This window comes from Vibrio sp. 1069 (assembly GCF_033340555.1).
Map to the genome: position 1 here is coordinate 127407 of NZ_JAWOWP010000010.1, position 24181 is coordinate 151587.

At 44.3% G+C, this 24181-nt stretch carries 20 protein-coding genes; 15 read left to right on the forward strand and 5 right to left on the reverse strand.

Features of this window, described 5'->3' with window-relative positions; genetic code table 11:
- Window positions 1-13 precede the first annotated feature (13 nt).
- Together R7040_RS15845 and R7040_RS15850 are read right to left on the reverse strand one after the other, a co-directional pair.
- Window positions 14-781 (reverse strand): lysophospholipid acyltransferase family protein, encoded by a 768-nt coding sequence (locus tag R7040_RS15845; protein ID WP_005388305.1) that lies wholly within the window; start codon window positions 779-781, stop codon window positions 14-16.
- Complete coding sequence (locus R7040_RS15850) at window positions 778-1506, reverse strand: beta-ketoacyl synthase chain length factor (protein WP_054865733.1); 729 nt, start codon at window positions 1504-1506, stop codon at window positions 778-780. Before R7040_RS15850 ends, R7040_RS15845 begins: the two co-directional genes overlap by 4 nt.
- Window positions 1507-1582: 76 nt before the next feature.
- Between R7040_RS15850 and R7040_RS15855 the strand changes: the two genes are divergently transcribed.
- From R7040_RS15855 to R7040_RS15915, 13 genes are all read left to right on the forward strand, one after another.
- The gene (locus R7040_RS15855) at window positions 1583-1981 is read left to right on the forward strand and encodes a hypothetical protein (protein WP_005382272.1); all 399 of its coding nucleotides are present in this window, start codon (window positions 1583-1585) and stop codon (window positions 1979-1981) included.
- A gap of 27 nt (window positions 1982-2008) precedes the next feature.
- The gene (locus R7040_RS15860; protein ID WP_053307501.1) at window positions 2009-3076 is read left to right on the forward strand and encodes a class I SAM-dependent methyltransferase; all 1068 of its coding nucleotides are present in this window, start codon (window positions 2009-2011) and stop codon (window positions 3074-3076) included.
- Window positions 3077-3083: 7 nt separating this feature from the next.
- Complete coding sequence (locus R7040_RS15865; protein ID WP_025766964.1) at window positions 3084-4328, forward strand: NAD(P)/FAD-dependent oxidoreductase; 1245 nt, start codon at window positions 3084-3086, stop codon at window positions 4326-4328.
- Between the two features lie 211 nt (window positions 4329-4539).
- Window positions 4540-5280 carry a transglycosylase SLT domain-containing protein gene (locus R7040_RS15870; protein WP_132936508.1) on the forward strand — a complete coding sequence of 247 codons (741 nt, stop codon included), beginning with the start codon at window positions 4540-4542 and terminating at the stop codon, window positions 5278-5280.
- 99 nt (window positions 5281-5379) lie between these two features.
- Complete coding sequence (locus tag R7040_RS15875; RefSeq protein ID WP_318081533.1) at window positions 5380-6588, forward strand: DEAD/DEAH box helicase; 1209 nt, start codon at window positions 5380-5382, stop codon at window positions 6586-6588.
- A gap of 250 nt (window positions 6589-6838) precedes the next feature.
- The gene (locus tag R7040_RS15880; protein WP_064353720.1) at window positions 6839-7501 is read left to right on the forward strand and encodes a potassium channel family protein; all 663 of its coding nucleotides are present in this window, start codon (window positions 6839-6841) and stop codon (window positions 7499-7501) included.
- Window positions 7498-8865, forward strand: a complete 1368-nt coding sequence (locus R7040_RS15885) for a TrkH family potassium uptake protein (protein ID WP_064353721.1) — start codon at window positions 7498-7500, stop codon at window positions 8863-8865. Before R7040_RS15880 ends, R7040_RS15885 begins: the two co-directional genes overlap by 4 nt.
- A 360-nt stretch (window positions 8866-9225) precedes the next feature.
- Window positions 9226-12210 carry a M6 family metalloprotease domain-containing protein gene (locus R7040_RS15890; protein WP_198039101.1) on the forward strand — a complete coding sequence of 995 codons (2985 nt, stop codon included), beginning with the start codon at window positions 9226-9228 and terminating at the stop codon, window positions 12208-12210.
- Between the two features lie 172 nt (window positions 12211-12382).
- Window positions 12383-13195, forward strand: a complete 813-nt coding sequence (locus tag R7040_RS15895; protein ID WP_005382260.1) for a hypothetical protein — start codon at window positions 12383-12385, stop codon at window positions 13193-13195.
- A gap of 176 nt (window positions 13196-13371) precedes the next feature.
- On the forward strand, window positions 13372-14841 hold the full coding sequence (locus tag R7040_RS15900; RefSeq protein WP_318081534.1) for a protein adenylyltransferase SelO: 1470 nt from the start codon (window positions 13372-13374) through the stop codon (window positions 14839-14841).
- A 212-nt stretch (window positions 14842-15053) separates the two neighbouring features.
- Window positions 15054-16052: a TRAP transporter substrate-binding protein gene (locus R7040_RS15905; RefSeq protein WP_017634784.1), complete on the forward strand. Its 999-nt coding sequence runs from the start codon at window positions 15054-15056 to the stop codon at window positions 16050-16052.
- A 70-nt stretch (window positions 16053-16122) separates the two neighbouring features.
- Complete coding sequence (locus R7040_RS15910; RefSeq protein WP_005384308.1) at window positions 16123-16797, forward strand: TRAP transporter small permease; 675 nt, start codon at window positions 16123-16125, stop codon at window positions 16795-16797.
- Between the two features lie 3 nt (window positions 16798-16800).
- Window positions 16801-18162 (forward strand): TRAP transporter large permease, encoded by a 1362-nt coding sequence (locus R7040_RS15915; RefSeq protein ID WP_005382255.1) that lies wholly within the window; start codon window positions 16801-16803, stop codon window positions 18160-18162.
- Between the two features lie 33 nt (window positions 18163-18195).
- On the opposite strand, the gene R7040_RS15920 is transcribed toward R7040_RS15915, so the two are convergent.
- From R7040_RS15920 to R7040_RS15930, 3 genes are all read right to left on the reverse strand, one after another.
- Window positions 18196-18378: a hypothetical protein gene (locus tag R7040_RS15920; RefSeq protein WP_021034161.1), complete on the reverse strand. Its 183-nt coding sequence runs from the start codon at window positions 18376-18378 to the stop codon at window positions 18196-18198.
- Between the two features lie 78 nt (window positions 18379-18456).
- Window positions 18457-19794: a sigma-54-dependent transcriptional regulator gene (locus R7040_RS15925; RefSeq protein WP_017819922.1), complete on the reverse strand. Its 1338-nt coding sequence runs from the start codon at window positions 19792-19794 to the stop codon at window positions 18457-18459.
- Between the two features lie 4 nt (window positions 19795-19798).
- Window positions 19799-21604 carry a sensor histidine kinase gene (locus R7040_RS15930; protein WP_017819921.1) on the reverse strand — a complete coding sequence of 602 codons (1806 nt, stop codon included), beginning with the start codon at window positions 21602-21604 and terminating at the stop codon, window positions 19799-19801.
- A 526-nt stretch (window positions 21605-22130) separates the two neighbouring features.
- Between R7040_RS15930 and tig the strand changes: the two genes are divergently transcribed.
- Window positions 22131-23438, forward strand: a complete 1308-nt coding sequence (tig, locus tag R7040_RS15935; RefSeq protein ID WP_005382251.1) for a trigger factor — start codon at window positions 22131-22133, stop codon at window positions 23436-23438.
- A gap of 105 nt (window positions 23439-23543) precedes the next feature.
- Window positions 23544-24170, forward strand: a complete 627-nt coding sequence (clpP, locus tag R7040_RS15940) for an ATP-dependent Clp endopeptidase proteolytic subunit ClpP (RefSeq protein ID WP_005382347.1) — start codon at window positions 23544-23546, stop codon at window positions 24168-24170.
- Window positions 24171-24181 lie beyond the last annotated feature (11 nt).

The window sequence follows — 24181 nt, forward strand, 5'->3', positions numbered from 1 at the left end:
TGGGACCTGCTTATTAATAAAAGTTTTCTGGAAAAATGTTTTCAGCTAGGTGCTGTTGTAAGCGTCGCGCCGCTATTGTCGGCGACGTAGTTTGCTTTATAAAGGGGGTAATCTCAACTTTATCCTTAACTTCAACCCTGAAAAAGGGCTTTGTTGCCGGTACTTGATACCATTTTTTCTCTTTTGTGAGGAAACTTGGCGTTACCGTAATATGGACAACTCTTAAATCTCGTTCTGTTCTTACCGCAATTTGTGCTGCACCGCGTTGTAATTTCGGCTCTACACCTGGTGTTGTTCTTGTTCCTTCAGGAAATATAAGCAACACGTTGCCTTTGTTAAATCGTTCATCACAAAGTGCTAATAAATCATCCGGTGCTTCATTGGGAATATATCCGGCTGCTTTTACGATGTGCTTCATAAAAGGATTCGACCATATTGCCGATTTTACTAAACAGTCGCAGCGATTTAATTGTGAAGCAATGAGAACGTAATCGATTAAACTAGGGTGGTTGGCAACAATTAAACAATTACGATCTTGTTGAAGAATATCGGCACCAATAATTTGATAATCGATTGCGCCACTTAGCTTCATCAATTTACAAAATGTGTTGAATGAATATCGAATCGCACCCTGAACTTTATATTCGCGTTCCGTTTGGTCTGAAACAAAAATACGAATGGTCGGAATAACAATGAAACTCAGTACTAAACCACCTAACCCAAATACTGAAAAACAAAAGCCTGTTGCTAGCACACGCCAATACTGATTTAAGCGAGTCATTTTTTGTGCCATTCCCAAGCTTGATGCGGAGCGAAAATAGTCCACTGGCTTTTATCTAACAAGTATTGTTGCAAAAATACTAAACCTTGAGGAAGAGGATGACCGGAACGTTCTGCGTTTATGGAGCTTTGTATCGCGAAATTGTCTCCATGAGAAAGTATTAAGCCAAGTCCAAACCCTTGGTATTGTTGGTTTTCATATTCTAAATAAGAGTCAGGCATAGGCTCATCAAAATCAACAAGCAGTACTTTTTTGTCAGGATTGTCGGACAAAAACAGCCATGCTTCTAATATTGCGCTTTGGAATGTGTTTTCTGCCGCAGCGATAGAAGTTAGGGGAATGGGTTGTTTAGTTGCGATAGTGGCAAGCCCTGCGGCGGTATTGTGCACCGATTGAGAAAAAGCCATCGGAGACGCCTCTTCTCCATTAATTATATCTTCAACTAGTGCGACGCTGCGATGCAGTTCACCATGACGGCTTGAAAATACAAGGTAATCAACTTGATGTTGATTAAGCATTTCGATTGCAGTTTGTACCGCCAGTTTACTGAGTGGGCTCATTCTTCTGCGCATCATCGCAGGAATATTTGCAACATTGATTTTGCCATCTTCTGGCCATTTTATCTCTGTTGCCCATTGTTTCCATTCATTGGATTCGGATAAACCGAATGAATTCGCTGTCCACGCATCAATATTGAACGAAATGTTGATCTTCGAGTTTGGCATATTGGGTTAAATTGTTTATTTTACAGCTCGATACAAATTGGGGTTGACCCAAATTCACAATAAAAAGGAAATTATCATGTCGCGTTTTAAGCTGTATGTCTCGTTATTATTAACTTTGCTTCTTGTTGGTTGTGGACGAGTACAACCTGTAATGAATGTGGAGGATACTCCAGTTGCTTATGATCTTCAAAATAAACAAGTAAAAATGGCCATAGTGCAATCAGCAACTAACCGAGGCTGGACGATCGAAGAAGTAAGCCCTGGTGTTCTTATTGCAAAAATCCACGTTCGTAAACACTCTGCAGAAGTAAAAATCCCATACAATAATAAATATTACTCAATTATTTATCTCAACTCAGTAAATCTCAAAGCAAGTGATGGCAAAATCCACCGCAATTACAATCGTTGGGTAAACAACTTGAATGTTGATATTCAGCGAGCTATTGCATTGTTGGGCAATCAATCTCAACAATAAAACTATTAATTGCAGTTAGGTTTTTCCGTGTTAAATCAAAATAATGACCCTTTTAATGCTTTTGAAGCGAAGACAGAAGCTCAGAAGTTATCTTTTGCACCAATCGTGTTCCAGACCGCCAAAACGCTTCGAGATTTAGGTATTTTAGCCGCTTTAGACAGCGCTGGCGCACAAGGCATGAGTGCCACAGATATTGCCGAGAAAACGGGAGTATCAGAATATGGTGTTAAAGTACTGTTGGATATGGCGATTAGTGCGCATATTGTTTTATGGGAACGACCTAACTATTCGCTTGCAAACCTTGGTTTTTACCTTCTTCATGATGGTATGACGAATGCAAACATGGATTTTACGGCAGATGTTTGTTACGCCGCGATGATGCATTTGACGGAAGCAATTCAAGAAGGTAAACCGTCTGGTTTGAAAGAGTTGGGCAATTGGGAGACCATCTATCAAGGTCTATCGACGTTACCAGAACAAGCCAAACAGAGCTGGTTTAAGTTCGATCATTTCTATTCGGATCGCTCGTTCCCACTTCTGCTTAAAGAGGTATTTGCAAGCAAGCCAAAGCATCTTGTGGATATTGGCGGAAATACGGGAAAATGGGCGATTCAGTGTTGTAAACATGACCCTGACGTTCAAGTGACGATTGTTGATTTACCGCAACAATTAGAAGTAGCGATGAAGAATGTTTCAGAAAACCAGTTCGTCGAGCGTGTACGTCCATACCCTGCAAACATGCTTGATAAAGCACAAACATTGCCTGAGCATGCTGACGTATGGTGGATGAGCCAGTTCTTGGATTGCTTTTCCCCAATTGAGATCCTCAATATCCTTAAAAAAGTTAAAGCCCAGTTAACGAAGGGAGATACTATTTACGTATTGGAGCTGTTTTGGGATGCTCAAAAATACGCGGGAGCTTCCTATAGCCTTAATGCCACTTCTCTTTATTTTACCTGTTTAGCTAACGGTAATAGTCGCTTTTATCGCAGTGATGATTTCTTAGAAATTGTCGAAGCGGCAGGTTTATCTGTCGTTGAAAGAACCGACAATATTGGCCTTGGTCATACCTTATTAAAACTACAAGCAAACTAAATTCAGAATGAAAACAGAGCTCAAGCAAGTTGTTGTCGTAGGAGCGGGGCCATCAGGTTCAACCGTTTCTGCCTTATTAAAATCGCGTGGCATAGATGTTGTTGTCTTAGAAAAAGCGACTTTTCCACGTTTTTCCATAGGAGAAAGCCTACTCCCTGCATGTATGGAAGTTGTTGAACAAGCAGGAATGACCAATGCAGTAAAGCAGTTTGGCTTCCAGTATAAAGATGGTGCTGCATTTCGTCGTAATGGCGTATACACCCAGTTCGACTTTACAAACAAATACACGCCAGGACCGGGCACGACGTTTCAGGTTCAACGTGCCAGCTTTGATAAAGTATTGGCAGATAGCGCTGAAGAGCAAGGCGTAGAGATTCGCTATCAGCATGAACTGCTCAATCTAGTGTTTGAAGGGAAAAAGTCTCGATTAGAAGTGCTCGACTCAAATAAGAAGGCTTATCAAATCGAAGCAGATTTTGTGTTGGATGCAAGTGGCTTTGGGCGTGTTTTGCCACGCTTGTTGGAGCTAGAAGAACCTTCTTGTCTTCCGCCTAGAAAAGCGATCTTTACCCATATCGAAGATCATATCTCTCCCCAAGAGCCGGAATACGACCGCAACAAAATTTTAATTTCAGTTCATCCTGAAAATCACGACGTATGGTACTGGCTAATCCCATTCTCTAATGGTACTTGTTCGTTTGGTGTGGTGGGTGAGCCAGAATTTTTCGAACAATACCCAGAAGATAAGATTGCAGCGTTGCAGCAGTTAGCCAATGAAGAGCCGGGTTTGGCTTCTTTGTTGCGAAATGCGAATTACCCGAATCCAGCAGGCGAGTTGGGTGGCTATTCTGCTAACGTCAAACGTTTAGCGACAGAGCACTACGCGTTGCTTGGTAATGCAGGTGAGTTTCTTGATCCTGTATTTTCATCGGGTGTCACTATCGCCATGAAATCGGCAGAGTTTGCAGCGGACTGCGTGGTTCGTCAGCTGAATGGTGAAAAGGTTGGTTGGCAAGAAGAGTACTCGCAACGCTTAATGGTGGGAGTGAACACATTCCGCACTTATGTGGAAGGCTGGTACAACGGCACGTTGCAAGATGTGATTTTCTATCAAAACCCGAACCCACGTATTAAACAGATGATTAGTGCGATTTTGGCTGGATATGCTTGGGATACGAATAATCCTTACGTAAAACAAAGTGAGCAGCGTTTGTCGACGCTTGCAGAACTGGTTCGGGAAGCTGAACTGTAAGAATATACATTCGCTTATCCGAGAATCAGTAAACCTAGGTCTTACCAAAAAAATTGGTAAGACCTTTTTAATGCCTCTTTACTTTTACTTCTAGCGTGTTGGAGACACATTGACCACTTACATCGGTGTGTATCGAATTTGAGAATTTTTATGGTGACATTGATCACATCTAGAATTCCTGTTGCTGATATTTATATTAAATTTGTAGGAAATGGATTACATTCTGGGAGTGTTCCCTACATCTGGCTTCGTTGTGAAAACGGTTTATAAGCAACTGTATAAGTTAGTAAAGTTCCAAAAACTACACCAAAAAAAAGACAAGTTTCTTACCAAATCAATTCGCTTGGTGAGTTCGAGCCATCGACTACGCCAAACGCTTCCTCTACTTTCTAAAATTGTCGAAGAACATGACGCATCAACGGTCTCTTCGATTGCAGATCCCGAGAACGCGGTAGCGTGGGGAGGTAAAGTTTCTCCAGAGTTCAAATCTAAAGTCATCCGTATTAGTAAAGAGCTAAAGATCAATCATAATCATCTTATGGCGTGCATGGCATTTGAAACTGCTGAAACTTTCAGTCCAAGCATCAAAAATGGTTCCGGAAGCGGGGCTACAGGGTTAATTCAATTTATGCCCTCTACCGCAGAGTCATTAGGAGTGAACACAAAGACTCTTGCGAGAATGAGCGCGCTTGAACAACTTGACTATGTGAAAGCGTACTATTGGCCCTATCGAAATAAAATTAATAGCTTAGAAGATGCTTACATGGCCATTCTCTACCCTGCTGCGATTGGTAAACCGCCGTCTTTCGTTTTGTTCAGACAAGGCTCAATTGCCTATCGACAGAATGCAGGTATCGACCGCCACAAAACGGGGAAAATCACGCTTAATGATGTTTCCTACAAAGTGAGGAAAAAATTAGAAAAAGGTTTGCAGCCCAATTTCATGGGCTAAGATTGTGTCATGTTCCTAGTTTTTCGCGCATGAATCCTTCTGTTACTTCACGGGGATTCTGATACACTACGCGCCCATTTCCTCTGTTGAGACCTTTCTATGCCATTTTCTAAGCTTGGTTTAAGCGCATCGATTGCTGATGCAGTAAAAGCGCTAGGTTATGAAAAAACCACATCTATCCAACAAAAAGCCATTCCAATCGTATTGCGTGGCCGCAATTTAATTGCAGCAGCGCAAACGGGCACAGGTAAAACGGCCAGTTTTGTTCTGCCAATCTTAGAAAAGCTTAGTCGAGGCGAAACGCAACGTAAAAAACGCGCTCGTGCGATTATCCTAACGCCAACACGCGAACTTGCGCTTCAGGTTCATCAAAGTATTGAAGCTTATGGTAAAAACTTACCATTACGCTCAATGGCGATGTTTGGTGGTGTGGATTATGCACCACAAAAACAAGCCTTGATCGAGGGTGTCGATATTGTGGTAAGCACGCCTGGGCGCTTGATTGATCTGTACGGTCAACGCGCGATTCACTTTGATGAAGTGGAAATGCTAGTGCTTGATGAAGCCGACAAAATGTTGGATATGGGATTCATCGATGCGATCGACAAAATCGTCGACTGTATGCCAGAACATGTGCAAAGTTTGCTGTTCTCAGCGACGTTATCTAACCCTGTTCGTGACTTGGCGAAAAATGCGATTATTGATCCTGAAGAGATCACGATTGCAAAGCACAGTGCCTCAAAATCAAATATTAAACAGTGGATCACGACCGTCGATAAAGACATGAAGTCGTCGCTGTTAAGTCACTTGCTTAAAGAAAATGACTGGTCGCAAGTACTGGTATTTATTGAAACTAAACACGGCGCAGCCAAACTGGTAAGCCAACTTGAGAAACGTGGCATTGTGGCAGAAGCATTCCACAGTGGCCGTAATCAGCGTGTTCGCCAGGAATTAATAGAAAAGTTTAAAGCGGGTGAAATCCAGTACTTAGTCGCAACCGGCGTTGCTGCGCGCGGTATTGATATTGATAATCTGCCAGTTGTCATCAACTACGATTTACCTTACCCAGCGGATGAGTATGTACATCGTATTGGTCGTACAGGTCGTGCTGGCGCGAAAGGTGAGGCGATATCACTGGTTTCAAAAGACGACTTTAAGAACCTCTGCATGATTGAAAGTCGTTTAGGGCACTTGCTAGAGCGAGTGGAAATTGAAGGTTTTGCGCCAAGAAAGCCAGTACCAGTTTCAATTTTAAATTACGTGCCTAAGAATAAACGTAAACCGCACGATAAGCGCGAATCAAAATAGCCAGTTTATCCCATGATCTAAAAGCCGCATTCTTGCGGCTTTTTGCGTTTTTAGGCATCCAATTATGTAGCTATCGCGACGGTTTCTATTCGGTAATGAGGAAAAAAGTTAATCAGTGTCATACGCTTAACACGTAAAGTGAATCAAGGTGCGTTAAGCTTTTGTCAATTATCTGTCCGCAGGTTTGCACAAGGTAAGGAATGGGCGCAAACTTTTTTGCTTGCTAATGAATGCATAAGATGGGGCACAAATGAAAACAGGTGATAAGCAATTCGCCGTTATTGGTCTTGGCCGATTTGGTTTGGCAGTGTGTAAAGAGTTACAAGATTCAGGCGCTCAAGTTTTAGCCGTTGACATCAACGAAGACAGAGTTAAAGAAGCCGCCAGTTTTGTTAGTCAGGCGGTTGTGGCTAACTGTACTCACGAAGAGACGGTTGCTGAGCTCAAACTTGATGATTACGACATGGTGATGATTGCCATCGGAGCGGATGTCAATGCCAGTATTCTTGCGACATTGATTGCTAAAGAGGCGGGAGTAAAGTCAGTATGGGTTAAAGCCAACGACCGCTTCCAAGCTCGTGTTCTGCAAAAAATTGGCGCAGACCACATTATCATGCCTGAGCGTGACATGGGGATACGTGTCGCGCGTAAAATGCTCGATAAACGGGTTCTTGAGTTCCACCCATTAGGCAGTGGCTTAGCTATGACGGAGTTTGTGATTGGCTCTCGTTGGATGGGTAAGACACTAAGTGATTTGGCTCTGTGCAAAGTCGATGGCGTGCAAGTGCTAGGGTTTAAACGGGGCCCAGAAATTACCAAGGCACCTGACCTTAATACCGCACTAGAAATTGGTGACCTAATTATTGTGGTCGGCCCTCAAGATGCGCTCGCAAATAAATTAAAATCGCTATGACGTATTTTCATCAGAAAGGTGTTTTTTACGCACCAGATGGTAAACAAGAGAAAGCGAAAGGCAACGAACCGCGAATTATATTGCTCAGTTTTCTCGGTGTTTTACTGCCTTCTGCGGTATTGCTAACCTTGCCAGTTTTTTCTGTTACGGGCCTGTCGATAACGGATGCTTTGTTTACCGCAACGTCCGCTATTAGTGTGACAGGGCTTGGTGTTGTCGATACTGGGCAACACTTTACGCTTGCGGGTAAAATCTTGCTGATGTTTTTAATGCAAATCGGTGGGTTGGGGCAGATGACTTTGTCGGCGGTCTTACTCTATATGTTCGGCGTGCGTTTGAGTTTGCGTCAACAAGCGCTGGCGAAAGAAGCATTAGGGCAAGATCGGCAAGTCAATCTAAACCGACTAGTAAAGCGGATTGTTGTTTTCGCGCTTGTTGCAGAAACGATCGGGTTTATTTTTCTCTCTATCCGCTGGGTCCCTGAAATGGGCTGGAAGACTGGTATGTTTTACGCCTTGTTTCATGCAATTTCTGCATTTAACAACGCTGGGTTCGCGCTGTTTTCTGACAGTATGATGAGCTTTGTGAATGATCCGTTGGTTATCTTTACACTGGCGGGGCTATTCATTTTTGGCGGGCTTGGTTTTACTGTTGTGGGTGACATCTGGCTAAACTGGCGCAAAGGTTTCCACTTTTTGCATCTTCACACCAAAATCATGCTGATTGCGACACCGATATTGCTCTTAGTCGGAACGATGATGTTTTGGTTACTTGAGCGAAGCAACCCAAACACAATGGCGTCTTTACCTGCAACAGGGCAATGGTTGGCGGCATTCTTTCAATCTGCGAGTGCTCGAACGGCAGGGTTTAATAGTGTTGACTTGGCGTTGTTTACCCAGCCGGCCTTACTGGTCATGATTGTTCTAATGTTAATTGGAGCGGGTTCCACCTCAACGGGGGGCGGTATTAAAGTTTCCACATTTGCTGTTGCGTTTATGGCTACGTGGACCTTTTTACGCCAAAAGAAACATGTGGTTATGTTTAAGCGAACCATAAATTGGCAAACTGTGACTAAGTCATTGGCAATTATCGTTGTGAGCGGAGCCATCCTGACAAGCGCAATGTTTTTATTGATGCTTACCGAGAAGGCCAGCTTTGATAAGGTTATGTTTGAAACCATTTCCGCATTTGCCACAGTGGGGCTCACCGCCGGTTTGACTGCGGAACTTTCTGAACCTGGTAAATACATTATGATCGTGGTGATGATCATTGGTCGTATTGGGCCGCTCACGCTTGCCTACATGTTGGCACGTCCTGAACCTACCTTGGTCAAATACCCAGAAGACGCCGTTCTTACAGGTTAATATAGCGTTCAACAATGGCCGCGCGACCATTACGAGCATTGATTAATAGCAGTGCTCGTACATTTATAGAATATGTGGAATGTTGCCCAGTTTTACCTACAAATTCGTAGAAGTTCATTTCTTCTTCCTTTCGTTTCGATACTATTCATTCACTCAATTTATATTCTCAGAAGCTACGCTCATAACAGCGTTTTGGAATCCGACGCTTTTGTAGTGTGACACCAAACTACGTCGTGTTATCTGAGCGAATTGATACCAGCCTTCGTCAATAGTCACTCAGTCTTACTCTATGCCCATAGGGTTACTTTGTGTTTGTTGTGCTTGGTATTAATTAACGAATCGAAAAGATGGAGTCGTACTTTGAAATTCAACACACTCGCCATGGCTATGCTAACTGCGCTTCTTGCAGGGAAGAGCATGGCAACTACTCCGCCATCACCGGTTTGGCATACTATTGCGTTGAGCGATGGTAGTTCCAGTGAGGCAATTCTACGTGGAACGGCAGATTTCCACTGGTTTGAAGATAAGCAGGGCAATGCCTTACTTCAGGAAGACGGCGTTTGGTTTTTCGCGCGGATTCAGCGCGAGTCAGACACGCCAATATTGATCTCGACAGGTGTGGTGAAAACGCAGTCGAGTGAGCCACCTGAGTCGGCGAGGTTTCGCCCGGATTTACAAGTTAAACCGCAATTATCTTCTCTAAAAACCATTGAACCGATGGCACGAAAAAACCTACTGCGTTCGGCGCAAGGTTACCAGGCGATGAGCAGTTCAACGGTGAAGCAGCAGCCCCTATTGGTTGTGCAAGTTTCGTTTGATGACCAAGCAATGGTGCATGATTTTGAGCAACGCGTATTTAATACCAATGGTCAAAGCGTTGTGGATTACTTTGATAAAAACTCTCAAGGTAAATTCAAAGTTGTTCCTGCACTTGAGAGTTACGGCACCGCCAATGACGGTGTGATAGATGTGACTGTGGCACAAAGCCACCCTAACTGTCACTCTAGTTCGACTGATAAGACATGCACCGCCAAGTTGAATGCGGTTTTCACCGAGGCTTATCAAAAACTGGATCCATACTTTAATCTTTCGGCCTACGACAGCAATCAAAATGGTACCGTAGAACCGTCAGAACTCTCTGTCATGTTTATTTTTGCGGGGGGCGATCGTTCAACAGGGGTTCTCAACCGTCCTGCTATTTGGCCGCACAAATTCTCTCACGATGATGTCACACTAGATGGTAAAAAGATCACAGACTATTGTGTGTTCGCTGACTATCAAGTTGATCATCAAGCGACCTTGGGCGTGATCGTACACGAGCTTGGCCACTTAATGCTTGGCTTACCGGATTTGTACGCAAGGAACAGTGATGCCTCGATCGGCTCTTGGGGCGTGATGGGTGGCGGTTCATGGGCGCAGAAACCGGGAGATTCATACGCTGGTGACACTCCGGTGAACATGAGTGCATGGAGCAAACACGCTGCTGGTTTTGTTGTACCAACGGTAACTCATGAAAGTCCAGCGCCTATTTCTGTGAACAACGACGATGTCAAGCTGGTGTATCTCGACCCGTACTTGAAAGAGTTTGGCCCACGTGTTTACTTGGAAAATCGCACCTTTAGCGGTTACGACCGAGCATTGGCGGCTGAAGGTATCCTGGCGACGTCGGTCAATGTCCAGAACCGCTTTAATGATGTTGGCGCGATGCAGGTTCAAATCATGCAGGCTGATGGTCTGAATGAGTTAGAAAATGATGGTAGGAGTGACGCTGACGATTTATACCCTAATGGTGGCAATGTCATTTCAGATACATCGACCCCGGGTCTGAGAACGATCACAGGGTTTGATACTGGGGTTCGTATTTCCAACATTGCCAGCAACACCAACGGTGGTAGTTTTTCTCTTGAACATACAAACGAACCAAATAAATCAGCATGGCTGAACTCTCTTCACCAAGGTTATGTGTACGCGAGTGGGAGTAACACTCTGGCGGTGTCACTGGACTTGAATAGTGATACAGAGCTTGATGGCCTTCAACTTTACGCGCAAAGAGATAGCGCTCAAAGTGACATGACTTATCGAGTTTGGCGATTCCCATTTTCTGGAAACATTGGCTATCGATTAATATTGAATCAAAACAACGCTGAGCTTTTACAGCAAGGTAACTTCCAAAAGTCATCTCGAATTTTATTCCCTCAATCAAGCCAATTGAGTGCGGGTCAGCATTTATTGGTCGTTGAATTGGAAGGCGGTCAATTTGATGCAAACTTTGACTTCGGCCGCTTGCTAAAAACTGAAAAAGCCTCCCTACCTGTAATGTGGACTGGTGATTACAGTGAGATTGGCACGTTTGGTCTAGAAAAAGCCGGGTTCTCTTATATTCCGTTTGCAGCATTATTAAATGTGGATGCGAGCAACTTGGTTGAAGCGAGATCTGATTCGTTACAAACCAATAAAAATACGCCAATCAAACTGAACCTGATGGACAATGATTTCATGGCGGTAGGGTATCAGTTCAATGTGGACATTGTGCAGAAGCCTGAGCACGGCACCATCTCTGGCAACCAGTACCAACCTGAAACTAACTTCGTTGGTCTGGACACTTTCCAATATCGTTTGTTGTCGGTTGATGGTGCGTACTCATCTTCAATCGTGAATGTGCAGGTGGAAGTGCTTGGCAGCAACGAAGCGCCAGTGGCCGTGATTGATGTTGATAATAAAGACATGACGGTTGGGCAGCGAGTCACGTTGTCTGCGTTAAATAGTACGGATGCTGATGGTGATGTGTTGAGTTATAAATGGGAGCAGTTGGCTGGCACTTCAGTTTCTCTTGGCAATGCAACCAGTGTTAGCACAAGCTTTACGGTGCCTCAAGGTGCAAAAGCGGGTGAGGTTCTGACATTCCGTTTAACCGTGACTGATCCTAGTAATGAAGCGTCCAGTGCTACCGTCGATTTAACCATGAAAAACGCAGCGCCACTTACGCTTGCAGATACGGCGACCGTTGCCGTTGGTGAAAGTATTCTGATTGATGCAGCGAGCAATGATTCGGATGTGAACGGCGATAAACTGGTTGTAGAAAGTGTACAGAACGTAACGGGTGTGGGAAGTGCGAGTGTAGAGAATGGCAAAATCCGTTTTCAAGCACCGGATAGCCCTACTGACGGCATCAAGCTGCAATATACGGTTTCAGACGGTCATGGTGCCACTGCTACGGGTGAAGTTATCGTGACGGTTGTTGCTTCTTTGAAGACAACGACATTCAAGAACTCAGAAGGTAGTGGCAGTGTTTCTTATTGGGCTTTGATGTTACTTGCAACATTAGGCTGGCGACGTCGCGTCTAAAACGGTATTGAATTGCGGTATAAGCCACTCACATTGGGTGGCTTATTTTTTATCTGATTTATTTTGGTTTCGTTCTCATTATCTTATGAGATGTGTTTCTCATTATTTTTAAAGCGATTTTTCTACTCTGCGGTTACCCTAGGGGCCGATTTTTATGAACTAAGGATGTTATATGTCTACCGAGGGCTTTTCTGTTTCGGAAATATGCCGAGAAGCGGCAGTGATGGTCAGAAGGAATCTACTCGCAATTGTTATTGCTTGTATTCCGTTGATTATCGTGCACTCAATTTTTGCTTTTATGTATCCTGAAATGACGGGGCAAGATCAAGCGAACGTTCAAGAAGGCAATGTCTCAGGATTTTATTTCGTCACAATTATTTTGTACCCACTTGTTGCCGCTATGGCGGCTGTGCGTGTGCATCGAATTTATTTAGTCGGTGATTACATGCACTCGGCGTTGGATGTATTTCGTTTGTCAGCGCGAGAATTCCGTTTCATAGGCTGGTGGATACTGTTTGGACTGATGATGATGCTCGTTATTGGTATCCCGATCTTTGTGTTGTCGTTTATCTACATTGCAGAAAGTGGTGAAGCCGACTTTGTTGCTATGGCTATTATCACAACGATTGCAAGCGTTCCTGGCTATTGGGTAATGGCGCGATGGTCATTTGTGTTGCCAGCGACTGCAATGGATCATCAACCGCGCAGTTTGCGTCGTTCGTGGAACCAGAGCAGAGCATACAACAAACAAGTATTCATTTTGATGGGACTAATTCCATTGGGTGCGGGCTTGCTCAGTCAGCTGATCTTTAGCCACTTTACGAATCTCTTTATGTTGAGCCTCGTCGGTGTGGCCTATGGTATTTTTGGCGCGTACCAGCTGGCATTGTTATCGTTGAGCTATAAAACGGTAGTGGATATCGAACGCGCTCGTTTTGATACGCCATCACAGCCACCAAAAACGGGTGAAGAATTTTCCGCTTAACCCTTTGATCGTTTTTACATGCTACCTCCGTTTAGGAGACGGTCTGCGGCAGGTTGATACCTTCCTGCCGCCTTCGCGTTATTCACGCAAAATACCCATGCCCATTTCATGGCTGAATGACAGGGACATTCACACGTATACTCACAACAGTACTTCTTTTTATTAAGGAACCCTACATGTCCATTTGGCAACGGGTCAATTTCACCCATCGCTTTAGTCAATTACCGTCAGCGTTCTATACGTTGGTCGAGCCACAACCCTTGGACAACACTCGCTGGGTCGCTTGGAATGGTGAGTTTGCACAGCAGTTTGGTTTACCAGAAGAGCAAAACGATGAGTTATTGGCGGTTTTTTCCGGGCTAAGTGAATTCGAACAATTTCGTCCTCTTGCGATGAAATATGCAGGCCATCAGTTTGGCGTTTACAACCCAGATTTGGGCGATGGACGTGGATTACTGTTGGCAGAAATTGAGCATCAGGATGGTACTTGGTTTGATCTTCACCTCAAAGGTGCAGGGCTAACGCCTTACTCGCGAATGGGAGATGGGCGAGCGGTATTACGCTCGACTATCCGTGAGTACCTGTGCAGTGAAGCCATGGCAGGCCTTGGGGTTCCCACGACACGTGCTCTCGGTATGATGGTCAGTGATACACCTGTTTATCGAGAAAAAACGGAATCGGGCGCTTTGTTACTTCGAATGGCTGAAACCCACGTTCGATTCGGTCACTTTGAGCATTTCTTTTACACCAACCAGTTAGCAGAGCAGAAGCTGTTGGCGGATAAGGTGATTGAGTGGCACTTTGCTGATTGTGCATCGGTGGAGAAACCATATGCCGCGATGTTTGACGCCATCGTGACTAAAACAGCCGAGATGATCGCATATTGGCAAGCTTTTGGTTTTGCGCATGGTGTGATGAATACCGATAACATGTCAATTCTTGGGCAAACTTTTGATTATGGTCCGTTTGGCTTTCTTGATGATTATGAGCCGGGATACATTTGTAATCATTCAGACTACCAGGGTCGTTACGCATTTGATCAACAGCCTAGAATTGCGCTTTGGAACCTGTCAGCACTGGCGCATGCGCTATCGCCACTCGTTGAACGAGAAGGTTTAGAATCGTCGTTGAGTCAATTTGAAGTTCATTTAAGCCAGCAGTTCAGCCGCCTCATGCGTGAGAAGTTGGGCTTAAAAACCAAGATAGCGGAAGATGGGCGTTTGTTTGAAGCTATGTTTGAGCTTCTTCACCAGAACAAAACGGACTACACTCGCTTCTTCAGAACACTTTCAAATCTTGATAATGCGCCTTCCCAAGCCGTAATCGATTTATTTCTCGACCGAGAAGCTGCGCGAGCTTGGCTTGATCTGTACTTAGCTCGGTGTGAGCTAGAGGTTGATGAACTAGGGGGCCTGATTTCAACCGAACAGCGTTGCAAACAGATGCGTCAAGCCAATCCCAAATACATCTTGCGTAACTACTTGGCTCAGTTGGCGATTGATAAAGCGGAAGAAGGGGACCTTAGCGAATTACACCGATTGGCCGAACTGTTAAAACGCCCATTTGATGAGCAACCCGAGTTTGATGATTACGCGAAATTGCCGCCGGAATGGGGGAAGAAAATGGAGATAAGCTGTTCTTCATAAATGGGTCATTTTCCACCCATTTGTATCTTTTTCTTGGGTGGAATTCACTCGTTACACTTCGGATTCATGTTAATGGGCCATGTTAATTTATTGAAATACATATAAATTTTAACATGGTCCATTAATTGCTCTTTGTTGAACATCCGTACCCATCGCCTAACACCTAGTTACTCATGGACGGGATGGGATGTGATTCAACAAGGAGAATAATAATGTTTAAGCCTCTAACTCTACTATCTGTCTCTGCACTTGCTGTTACCAGTTTTAATGCTGCCGCAAATTGTGACCCGGGTGAAACGGTCATCAAGTTTAGCCATGTAACGAACGCGGACAAACACCCTAAAGGCATCGCGGCTTCGTTACTTGAAAAGCGCGTCAACGAAGAGATGAACGGTAAAGTCTGTATGCAGGTGTTTCCTAACTCAACACTTTATGATGATGACAAAGTGTTGGAAGCGCTACTGAATGGTGATGTTCAACTCGCTGCTCCTTCTCTTTCTAAGTTTGAGAAATTCACCAAGAAGTACCGCCTATTCGATCTTCCTTTCTTGTTCGATGATGTCGACGCGGTTGACCGTTTCCAAAACTCGGAAGCGGGTGAAAAGCTGAAAAATTCAATGAAACGTCGTGGCCTACAAGGCATTGCGTTTTGGCATAACGGCATGAAGCAAATGTCAGCCAACAAGCCGCTCATTTCTCCAACTGATGCTGAAGGACTTAAGTTCCGTGTTCAAGCCTCTGATGTACTCGTTGCTCAGTTTGAGCAGCTAGGTGCTAACCCACAAAAAATGTCGTTCAAAGAAGTTTACGGTGGCTTGCAAACTAAGGTTATTGATGGTCAAGAAAATACTTGGTCAAACATTTACGGCAAAAAATTCTTCGAAGTTCAAGATGGCATTACGGAAACGAACCACGGAATTCTGGATTACTTAGTTGTGACGTCAAACGACTTCTGGAAAAACCTACCAGATGATCAGCGCGAGCAGTTAAATACCATTATTCAAGAGGTAACTGCGCAGCGTAATGCTGAGTCAACCAAAGTAAACCTTGCGAATAAGAACAATATCATCGAAGCCGGTGGTGTGGTTCGTACTCTAACGCCAGAACAGCGCCAAGAATGGGTCACTGCACTTCAACCAGTATGGAAGAAGTTCGAAAAAGACATTGGTTCTGACCTAATCGAAGCCGCTTTGGCGTCTAACCAAAAATAATAACACCTAGCACATTTAGCCCTCTCAAACTAAGGGGGCTCTTTCCCTCTACAGACGACGTGATGTAATTATGGAACAGACTTTTTTTGCCAAGGCTGGACGAATCACCGATGCCATTGAAGAGACTTTGATTGCTTTCTTCTTGGGTGCCATGACCTTGCTGACCTTTGCCAATGTCATCTTTCGTTATGTCTTTAACGACAATATTCTTTGGGCGCTTGAGCTCACCGTTTTCATGTTCGCATGGATGGTGTTGGTTGGCGCATCTTATGGTGTGAAAAAACACTTTCATATTGGTGTCGATGTCATTATTAACATCGTTCCGGAAGGTAAACGAAAAGCCCTGGCGCTTTTTGCAGCAATGTGTTGCTTAGCCTTCTCTATTTTGCTGTTAATTGGCGCTTGGAACTACTGGTATCCGTTCGCTACTGACCGAGCGTGGTATGAAACGGACGATATTCCGATGCCTGAAATACTCCAGTTCATGGCCGACTGGTTAAATGAGGGAGAGCGTTATGAAAAGCTGCCACGTTTTATTCCTTACTTCGCTTTGCCACTTGGAATGGCGCTACTAACGTTTAGATTTGTTCAAGTCACGTGGCAAATCGCTACTGGTAAGCTCGATCGCTTGATTGCAGGACATGAAGCGGAGGAAGAGCTCGAATCTCTTAAAGCTGAGATGAGTGACGCTGAAGACGTAATGGCTCCAAAGGCCTCGCAAGACGCTAAAAACAAGGAGCAATAAGCCATGGATATCTTATTTCTATTTTTGATGGTAATTGGCTTTATGCTGGTTGGCGTGCCAATTGCTATTTCGCTGGGTCTTTCCAGTGTTCTTTTCCTTTTAATGCATTCGGATGCCTCTTTAGCGTCAGTTGCTCAAACGCTGTTTAATGCATTCGCGGGCCACTACACGCTATTGGCTATTCCATTCTTTATATTGGCTTCAAGCTTTATGTCGACGGGTGGCGTAGCAAAGCGGATAATTCGTTTCGCCATTGCCATTGTAGGCTGGTTCCGCGGCGGTTTGGCGATGGCTTCGGTTGTAGCGTGTATGATGTTTGCCGCGTTGTCAGGTTCCTCACCTGCAACGGTTGTTGCCATAGGTAGTATTGTTATCGCAGGTATGATCAAAAACGGTTACTCAAAAGAGTTTGCCTCTGGGGTAATTTGTAACGCAGGTACGCTAGGGATTTTGATCCCACCTTCGATTGTGATGGTGGTGTATGCAGCCGCAACGGATGTGTCAGTTGGACGTATGTTCCTTGGTGGTGTGATTCCCGGTTTGCTGGCGGGTGTCATGTTGATGATCGCGATTTACATTGCCGCGAGAATCAAGAACCTTCCAAAGCAACCTTTTGTCGGTTGGAAAGAAACTTTTGATGCCGCCAAGGATGCAAGCTGGGGCTTGTTGTTGGTCGTCATCATTCTTGGTGGTATCTATGGCGGTATCTTTACGCCGACAGAAGCCGCTGCGGTTGCTGCTGTGTACTCATTCTTTATTGCTAACTTTGTATACAAAGACATGGGGCCATTTGCAGACAAGAAAAACACTAAACCTGCGCTCGTTAAAATCTTCCAAACCTTTGTTCATAAAGACACGAAACACACCCTGTATGAAGCGGGCAAACTCACCATCATGCTGCTGTTCATCATTGCTAATGCCTTAATTTTGAAGCATGTTTTAACGGAAGAACGCATCCCGCAAATGATCACCGAGTCGATGCTCTCGGCTGGTCTCGGACCAATCACTTTTTTGATTGTGGTGAACGTCTTGTTGCTGATTGGTGGTCAGTTCATGGAGCCATCAGGCTTGTTGATCATTGTTGCGCCGCTCGTGTTCCCAATTGCGATTGCATTAGGTATAGACCCAATTCATTTGGGCATAATGATGGTGGTGAATATGGAGATAGGAATGATAACGCCGCCCGTGGGTCTTAACTTATTTGTGACCGCTGGTGTTGCCAAAATGTCGATGATGAACGTAGTGAAGGCAGCATTACCCTGGGTTGGAGTGATGTTCTTGTTCCTAATTATCGTCACATATGTACCATGGGTTTCGACTTGGTTGCCTACTACCTTGATGGGGCCGGAGATCATTACCAAGTAATGGAAGCCAGAAAGTAGAAAGAGGTGTGAGAATTCACACCTCTTCGTCTATTGACTTGTAACAAGTTTTGCGCGGGTCTGAATTAATTCGACGTTCATAGTGTCGCCACCTCTTTTTATTTTTACGACGCTCTTCACCGAATCTTCTCTCTTCTTGATAGCAACCGTCTACGAGCACGGTATCTGTAACAATCGGTATTCTCACTTTTTCGTTCATATCTATAACAACCATGATAAACCCGTTGTTAAAAATTATGATTCAAGTTGAATATAATGCCAGCTATTTGAACGTGTTTTATTTGTAAAGGTCTTTATTTATTTGGTAGCGCTGCATCTTGTCGTAAAGGGTTTTTCTTGGCACATTCAATTGGCACATTGTCTGTTTAATACTACCGTTGTTTTCTAATAAAGCGCCTTCAATGGCTGCTCTCTCAAACTCCGCCACTTGCTCTGCAAGGCTTGAGGAAGACTTAGCGACTGGGTTTGATTCTCCCAACTGAATTAACTTACCCAATAGCACAAAACGCTCTGCAGCATTTCTGAGTTCTCGAACATTGCCAGGCCAGTCATGGCTCATCAGTTGCGCTAGATCTTGGGGTGACAAGCTAGGTGAGCTTTTGCCATAACGTGAAGCTGCTACCAACAGAAAGTGGTGAAAGAGGGCTGGAATGTCTTCTTTTCGTTCGCGTAGTGGCGGGAGATCCAAGGTCACGACATTGAGCCGATAATAGAGATCCTGACGGAAAGTACCTTCTTCAGCTGCGTGTTTTAAATCGACCTTTGTTGCGGCAATCACTCGAATATCTAAAGGCAATAATTCATTTGAACCGACACGCTCAATCACGCGCTCTTGTAATACCCTCAATAAACGAATTTGGGCTTGGATAGGCATCGACTCGATCTCATCCAAGAAAAGTGTGCCGCCTTGTGCAAACTCAAATTTACCGATACGACGGCTTTCGGCGCCAGTGAATGCGCCTTTTTCATGGCCGTAGAGTTCACTCTCAATTAAGTTCTCTGGAACCGCTCCACAATTTACGGCGACAAAGTTTTGGTTCCGGCGAGAGCTTTGCTCATGTAAAGAACGAGCGATTAACTCTTTCCCTGTACCGGTTTCACCAAACAATAAAATATCGGCGTCGGTATCGGCGATTTGGGTGATGGTCTCTCGTAATATTTGGATGCTAGAGGTTTCACCAATAACTCGTGGACCAAGGGTTTTACTGGCTTTAAGTGACAGGCGCAGTTTTTCATTTTCATTGGTTAGTTTGCGCTTCTCAATCGCCCGCTTAACCGTTTCAACCAAATGCTCTGGCGCAAAAGGTTTCTCAATAAAGTCGTAAGCGCCTTGATGAAGGGCTTGCACTGCCATGGAAATATCACCGTGTCCAGTGATCATGATGACGGGTAAGTTTGCATCGCGTTGAGTCAAAGTTGTTAGCATATCCATACCAGAAATGCCCGGTAAACAGATATCAGTGACCACGACGCCAGCTTCTTCTCCTTGCTGCATCGCTATTAAAGCCGATTCTGCATCCACAAAAAACTTGGCGTCGATATCCGCAAGTTCAAAGGTCTGCTCTATAGCGAGTCTGAGATCGGCCTCATCATCAATAAAAAACACCTGACACATGATCTTATCCTTTTGATGGTTCAGTGTTGTAAGAAGTGATAGGTAAACACAATGAGAATCGAGCGCCGCCTTGTTCTCGATTATGGGCACATAATTTTCCATTCATACTGGCTAAGATTTGTTGCGAGATAGAGAGACCCAAACCTAAACCGTTCAGTTTAGTGGTTAGAAACGGCTCACATAAATCAGAAAGTGAGAAAGAGCCAAGTCCTGGGCCATTATCATCAACATGAATCCAAACTAAATCAGTGTGCTCATCGTGTTCTACAGATAATTCTACCTGTTTGTCTTGTTGTTCTTTGAGTGCTTCTATCGCATTAGTCAGTAAATTGACCAACACTTGCTCCAGTTGAATAATATTGATCTGCACTTCAACATCATGCTCTGGCAAATTTGTTTCTAACGTGACGCGCCCTGATTTAAATGCGGGCTTCATCAGTTCTTTTACAGAGGCTATCACAGGGAACAATCGAGATTGAGCCAACTCGTCACCACTGGTTTTTTTGGCGAAAGAGCGAAGTTGCTGACTGATATTTGCCATACGGTCAGTGAGAGCAGAAATGCGAGTGAGATTATCTTCCACTCGCTCATATTTTTCTTTTTTTAGAAACAGCTTGCCGTTCTCCGCAAAGCTACGAATTGCCGCAAGTGGATTATTCAGTTCATGGCTGATACTGGCCGACATTTGTCCTAACACCGCGAGTTTCGCTGCTTGCACCAATTCGTCTTGAGTAACGCGTAAAGTTTGTTCGGTATCGATACGCTGTGCGATCTCCGCTTGCAACTCGGCAGTCCGTGCCATTACTTGATATTCCAACTTTTGATTTGCTTCTTGTTGAATTCGTTCAAGTTGCAAGTGACGCTGTTGACGGTGATAGATAAGCTGACCAATTAAAAACAAAACCATGAATGCTAGAGTGAGTACAAAGATGTAACCCATGGTGAACCAAACGATCGACTGTTTAGGAGACAGCACACGAATTGTCAGTTTGAGTTCGGGAAGGGGCAGCGAAGAGACCACCAAGGTTCCTTTATTGTATGGGTAACCCTGTTTAAGCTCAGAATGCACCTCGTCCAAACTACCCACTAATCCAAGCGTTTCAATTGGCGCATCAAGATATTGTTGGCTTGCCCAAACTTGCTTTTTCTCTTTTTTTGTCAGTGGTTGTAAGCTTTTGAGTAGCCATTCACTTCGGCTACTCATGAAAACAATTCCGTATGGGTCGCTGGCGACAAAAACACTGTTTGGTTGCTGCCAGTTGTCCTCTATCTTACTTAGGTCCATCTTCACCACGACGACACCAAGTACACCGCCAGCGTATATGATGGGATAAGAATAGTAGTAGCCACGTTTACCAGATGTTGAGCCCAGTGCGTAGTATTGGCTTCTTTTGCCTACAATGGCTTGTTTGAAATAAGGGCGAAATGCAAAATTTCGCCCGATAAAGGAGCGCTGTTTACGCCAGTTGCTGGCCGCGATCGTTGTACCCCATTGATCGATTAAGTACGTATCCGCTGCTTCAATCACGCCATTAACGGATTCTAAATACCGATTAGTGATTTCCAGTTGCGCACTGTTGTTGGGGTGCAGAAGCGCTTGATAAAGTGGATCATCTTTAGCGAGAAGATTTGGGATATGGGCGTACTTATCGAGTTTATTTTTTATATGGCCAGAAAATTGCTCAAGCTGTGATTGGTGTTTATCAAGTAGAGATTGATAACTGGTCTGCCAAACCCAATGGCCACCGATAATTGCGCACAGGAAATAGAAAGCAAAAAATGTCAGCAGAATCCGTTTTTTTTGCGACATCCTTACACTCCTTACAACTTCCTTTGGTCACGTAAGAAAATGTTAATAGTTTGTAGGAAGGATTAGGGATTTAGTTTTCAACTCTGTGGAGTAAAACAAGAGCAAGATCTCTTTTTAGGCTTTTCGATAAAAAAACCGGTCGATTCTCTTGAAAAAGTCGCTATTGTCCCCATTCTAGATATGCTGGCGATGCTTAGACGGTGTCTGAATCGCATTTTTGAAGAAAAAATGGGTCAGCATTCGAGAATTTAGCGCAGACAATGTCCACATAGTGGCTATTGGCTCGACAGGGTTGCGACAGATCGCTAGAATGTCGCGTCTAAAAATTCTGTCCTGAGGCTAATAGGAGATACCTTTGGTTATTTTATCGAAGATATCACTGATTAGTCCGGTACTGACAACCAGTATCGATACTCGATTTTAAATTAGGTGTTCGGACAGAACACTACACAAGGATGAAGCGTAAGCTCCTCTGAGTTTCGCTCATACGCTCGGAAAACCGAGCCACTTTAGAGGTTTATATATAATGCAAGTTACTGTTGAAACGCTAGAGGGCCTAGAGCGCCGTCTAAACATTACTGTTCCAGCTGCAAACATCGAAGACGCTGTAACAGCTGAACTACGCAACATCGCTAAAAACCGTCGTTTCGATGGTTTCCGTAAGGGTAAAGTGCCTCTAAAAATGGTTGCTAAGATGTACGGCAAAGCAGTACGTCAAGACGTTCTTGGTGAAGTAATGCAACGCCACTTCATCGAAGCTATCGTTAAAGAGAAAATCAACCCAGCTGGCGCTCCAACTTTCGCTCCTGTAGAGAACAAAGAAGGTTCAGACCTAGTTTTCACTGCAACTTTTGAAGTTTACCCAGAAGTTGAGCTTAAAGGCCTAGAGAGCATCACTGTTGAAAAACCACTAACAGAAGTTAAAGATGCAGACGTAGAAGAGATGATCGATACTCTACGTAAGCAACAAGCAACTTGGGTTGAAGTTGAAGAAGCAGCAGAAGATGGCAAACGCGTAAGCATTGACTTCGTTGGCTCTATCGACGGTGAAGAGTTCGAAGGTGGTAAAGCTGAGAACTTCCCTCTAGAAATGGGTGCTGGTCGCATGATCCCTGGTTTCGAAGACGGTATCGCAGGTAAAACTGCTGGTATGGAATTCGACATCGACGTGACTTTCCCAGAAGATTACCACGCTGAAAACCTAAAAGGTAAAGCAGCTAAGTTCGCAATCAAAGTGAACAAAGTTGAAGCTCGTGAACTACCAGAACTAAACGACGAGTTCGTTGCTAAGTTCGGTGTTGTTGAAGGTGGTGTTGAAGCACTTAAAGCTGAAGTTCGTAAGAACATGGAACGCGAACTTAAGCAAGCTGTTAAGAACCGCATCAAAGAGCAAGCGATTGACGGTCTAGTTGAGCAAAACGACATCAACGTACCATCAGCGCTTATCGAGCAAGAAATCCAAGTTCTACGTCAACAAGCTGCACAACGCTTCGGTGGTAACCCAGAAGCTGCTGCTCAGCTTCCACGTGAACTGTTCGAAGAACAAGCTAAACGTCGCGTAGTTGTTGGTCTTCTACTAGGTGAAGTAATCAAATCTGAAGAGCTAAAAGCGGACGACGAGAAAGTTAAAGCTCTAATTGAAGAAATGGCTACTGCATACGAAGATCCATCAGAAGTTATTGCTTACTACGAGCAAAACGAAGAAATGATGAACAACATGCGCAACGTAGCTCTAGAAGAGCAAGCAATCGACGCGATCATCGCTAAAGCACAGGTTTCTGAGAAAGAAGTAGGCTTCAACGAGCTACTTAACCAACAACAACCTGCTGCTTAATAAGCAATATCTTGCGTAGAAGGTTGACTTAACGTTAACTATTCTGCTAACAATGGTCCGTATGATAGTCATCATCCGGGCCATTTATTTTAGGGACATAAGAATATGAGCTACCAAGAAAAAAATGCAATGTCGCCAATTATGGACGCGCTAGTACCAATGGTGGTTGAACAAACTTCCCGAGGCGAACGCTCTTACGACATCTACTCACGTCTGCTGAAAGAGCGCGTGATTTTTTTAACGGGTCAAGTGGAAGACCACATGGCAAACCTTGTCGTGGCTCAGCTACTTTTCCTAGAATCTGAAAATCCAGATAAAGATATTTTCCTATACATCAACTCGCCAGGCGGCAGCGTAACAGCTGGTATGTCTATTTACGATACCATGCAGTTCATTAAGCCAAATGTCAGCACTGTGTGTATGGGTCAAGCATGTTCAATGGGTGCCTTCCTGCTTGCAGGTGGTGCGCCAGGTAAGCGTTACGTACTGCCTAACTCTCGTGTAATGATCCACCAACCATTGGGTGGTTTCCAGGGTCAAGCTTCTGATATCCAAATCCATGCTCAGGAAATCCTGACGATTAAACAGAAGCTAAACAAGTTGTTAGCAGAACATACAGGCCAACCTCTTGAAGTCATTGAGCGCGACACTGATCGTGATAACTTCATGTCATCAGAGCAGGCTGTGGAATACGGTATCGTGGATGCAGTGTTAAGCCACCGTGGCGAGTAATTAGCCAGCGC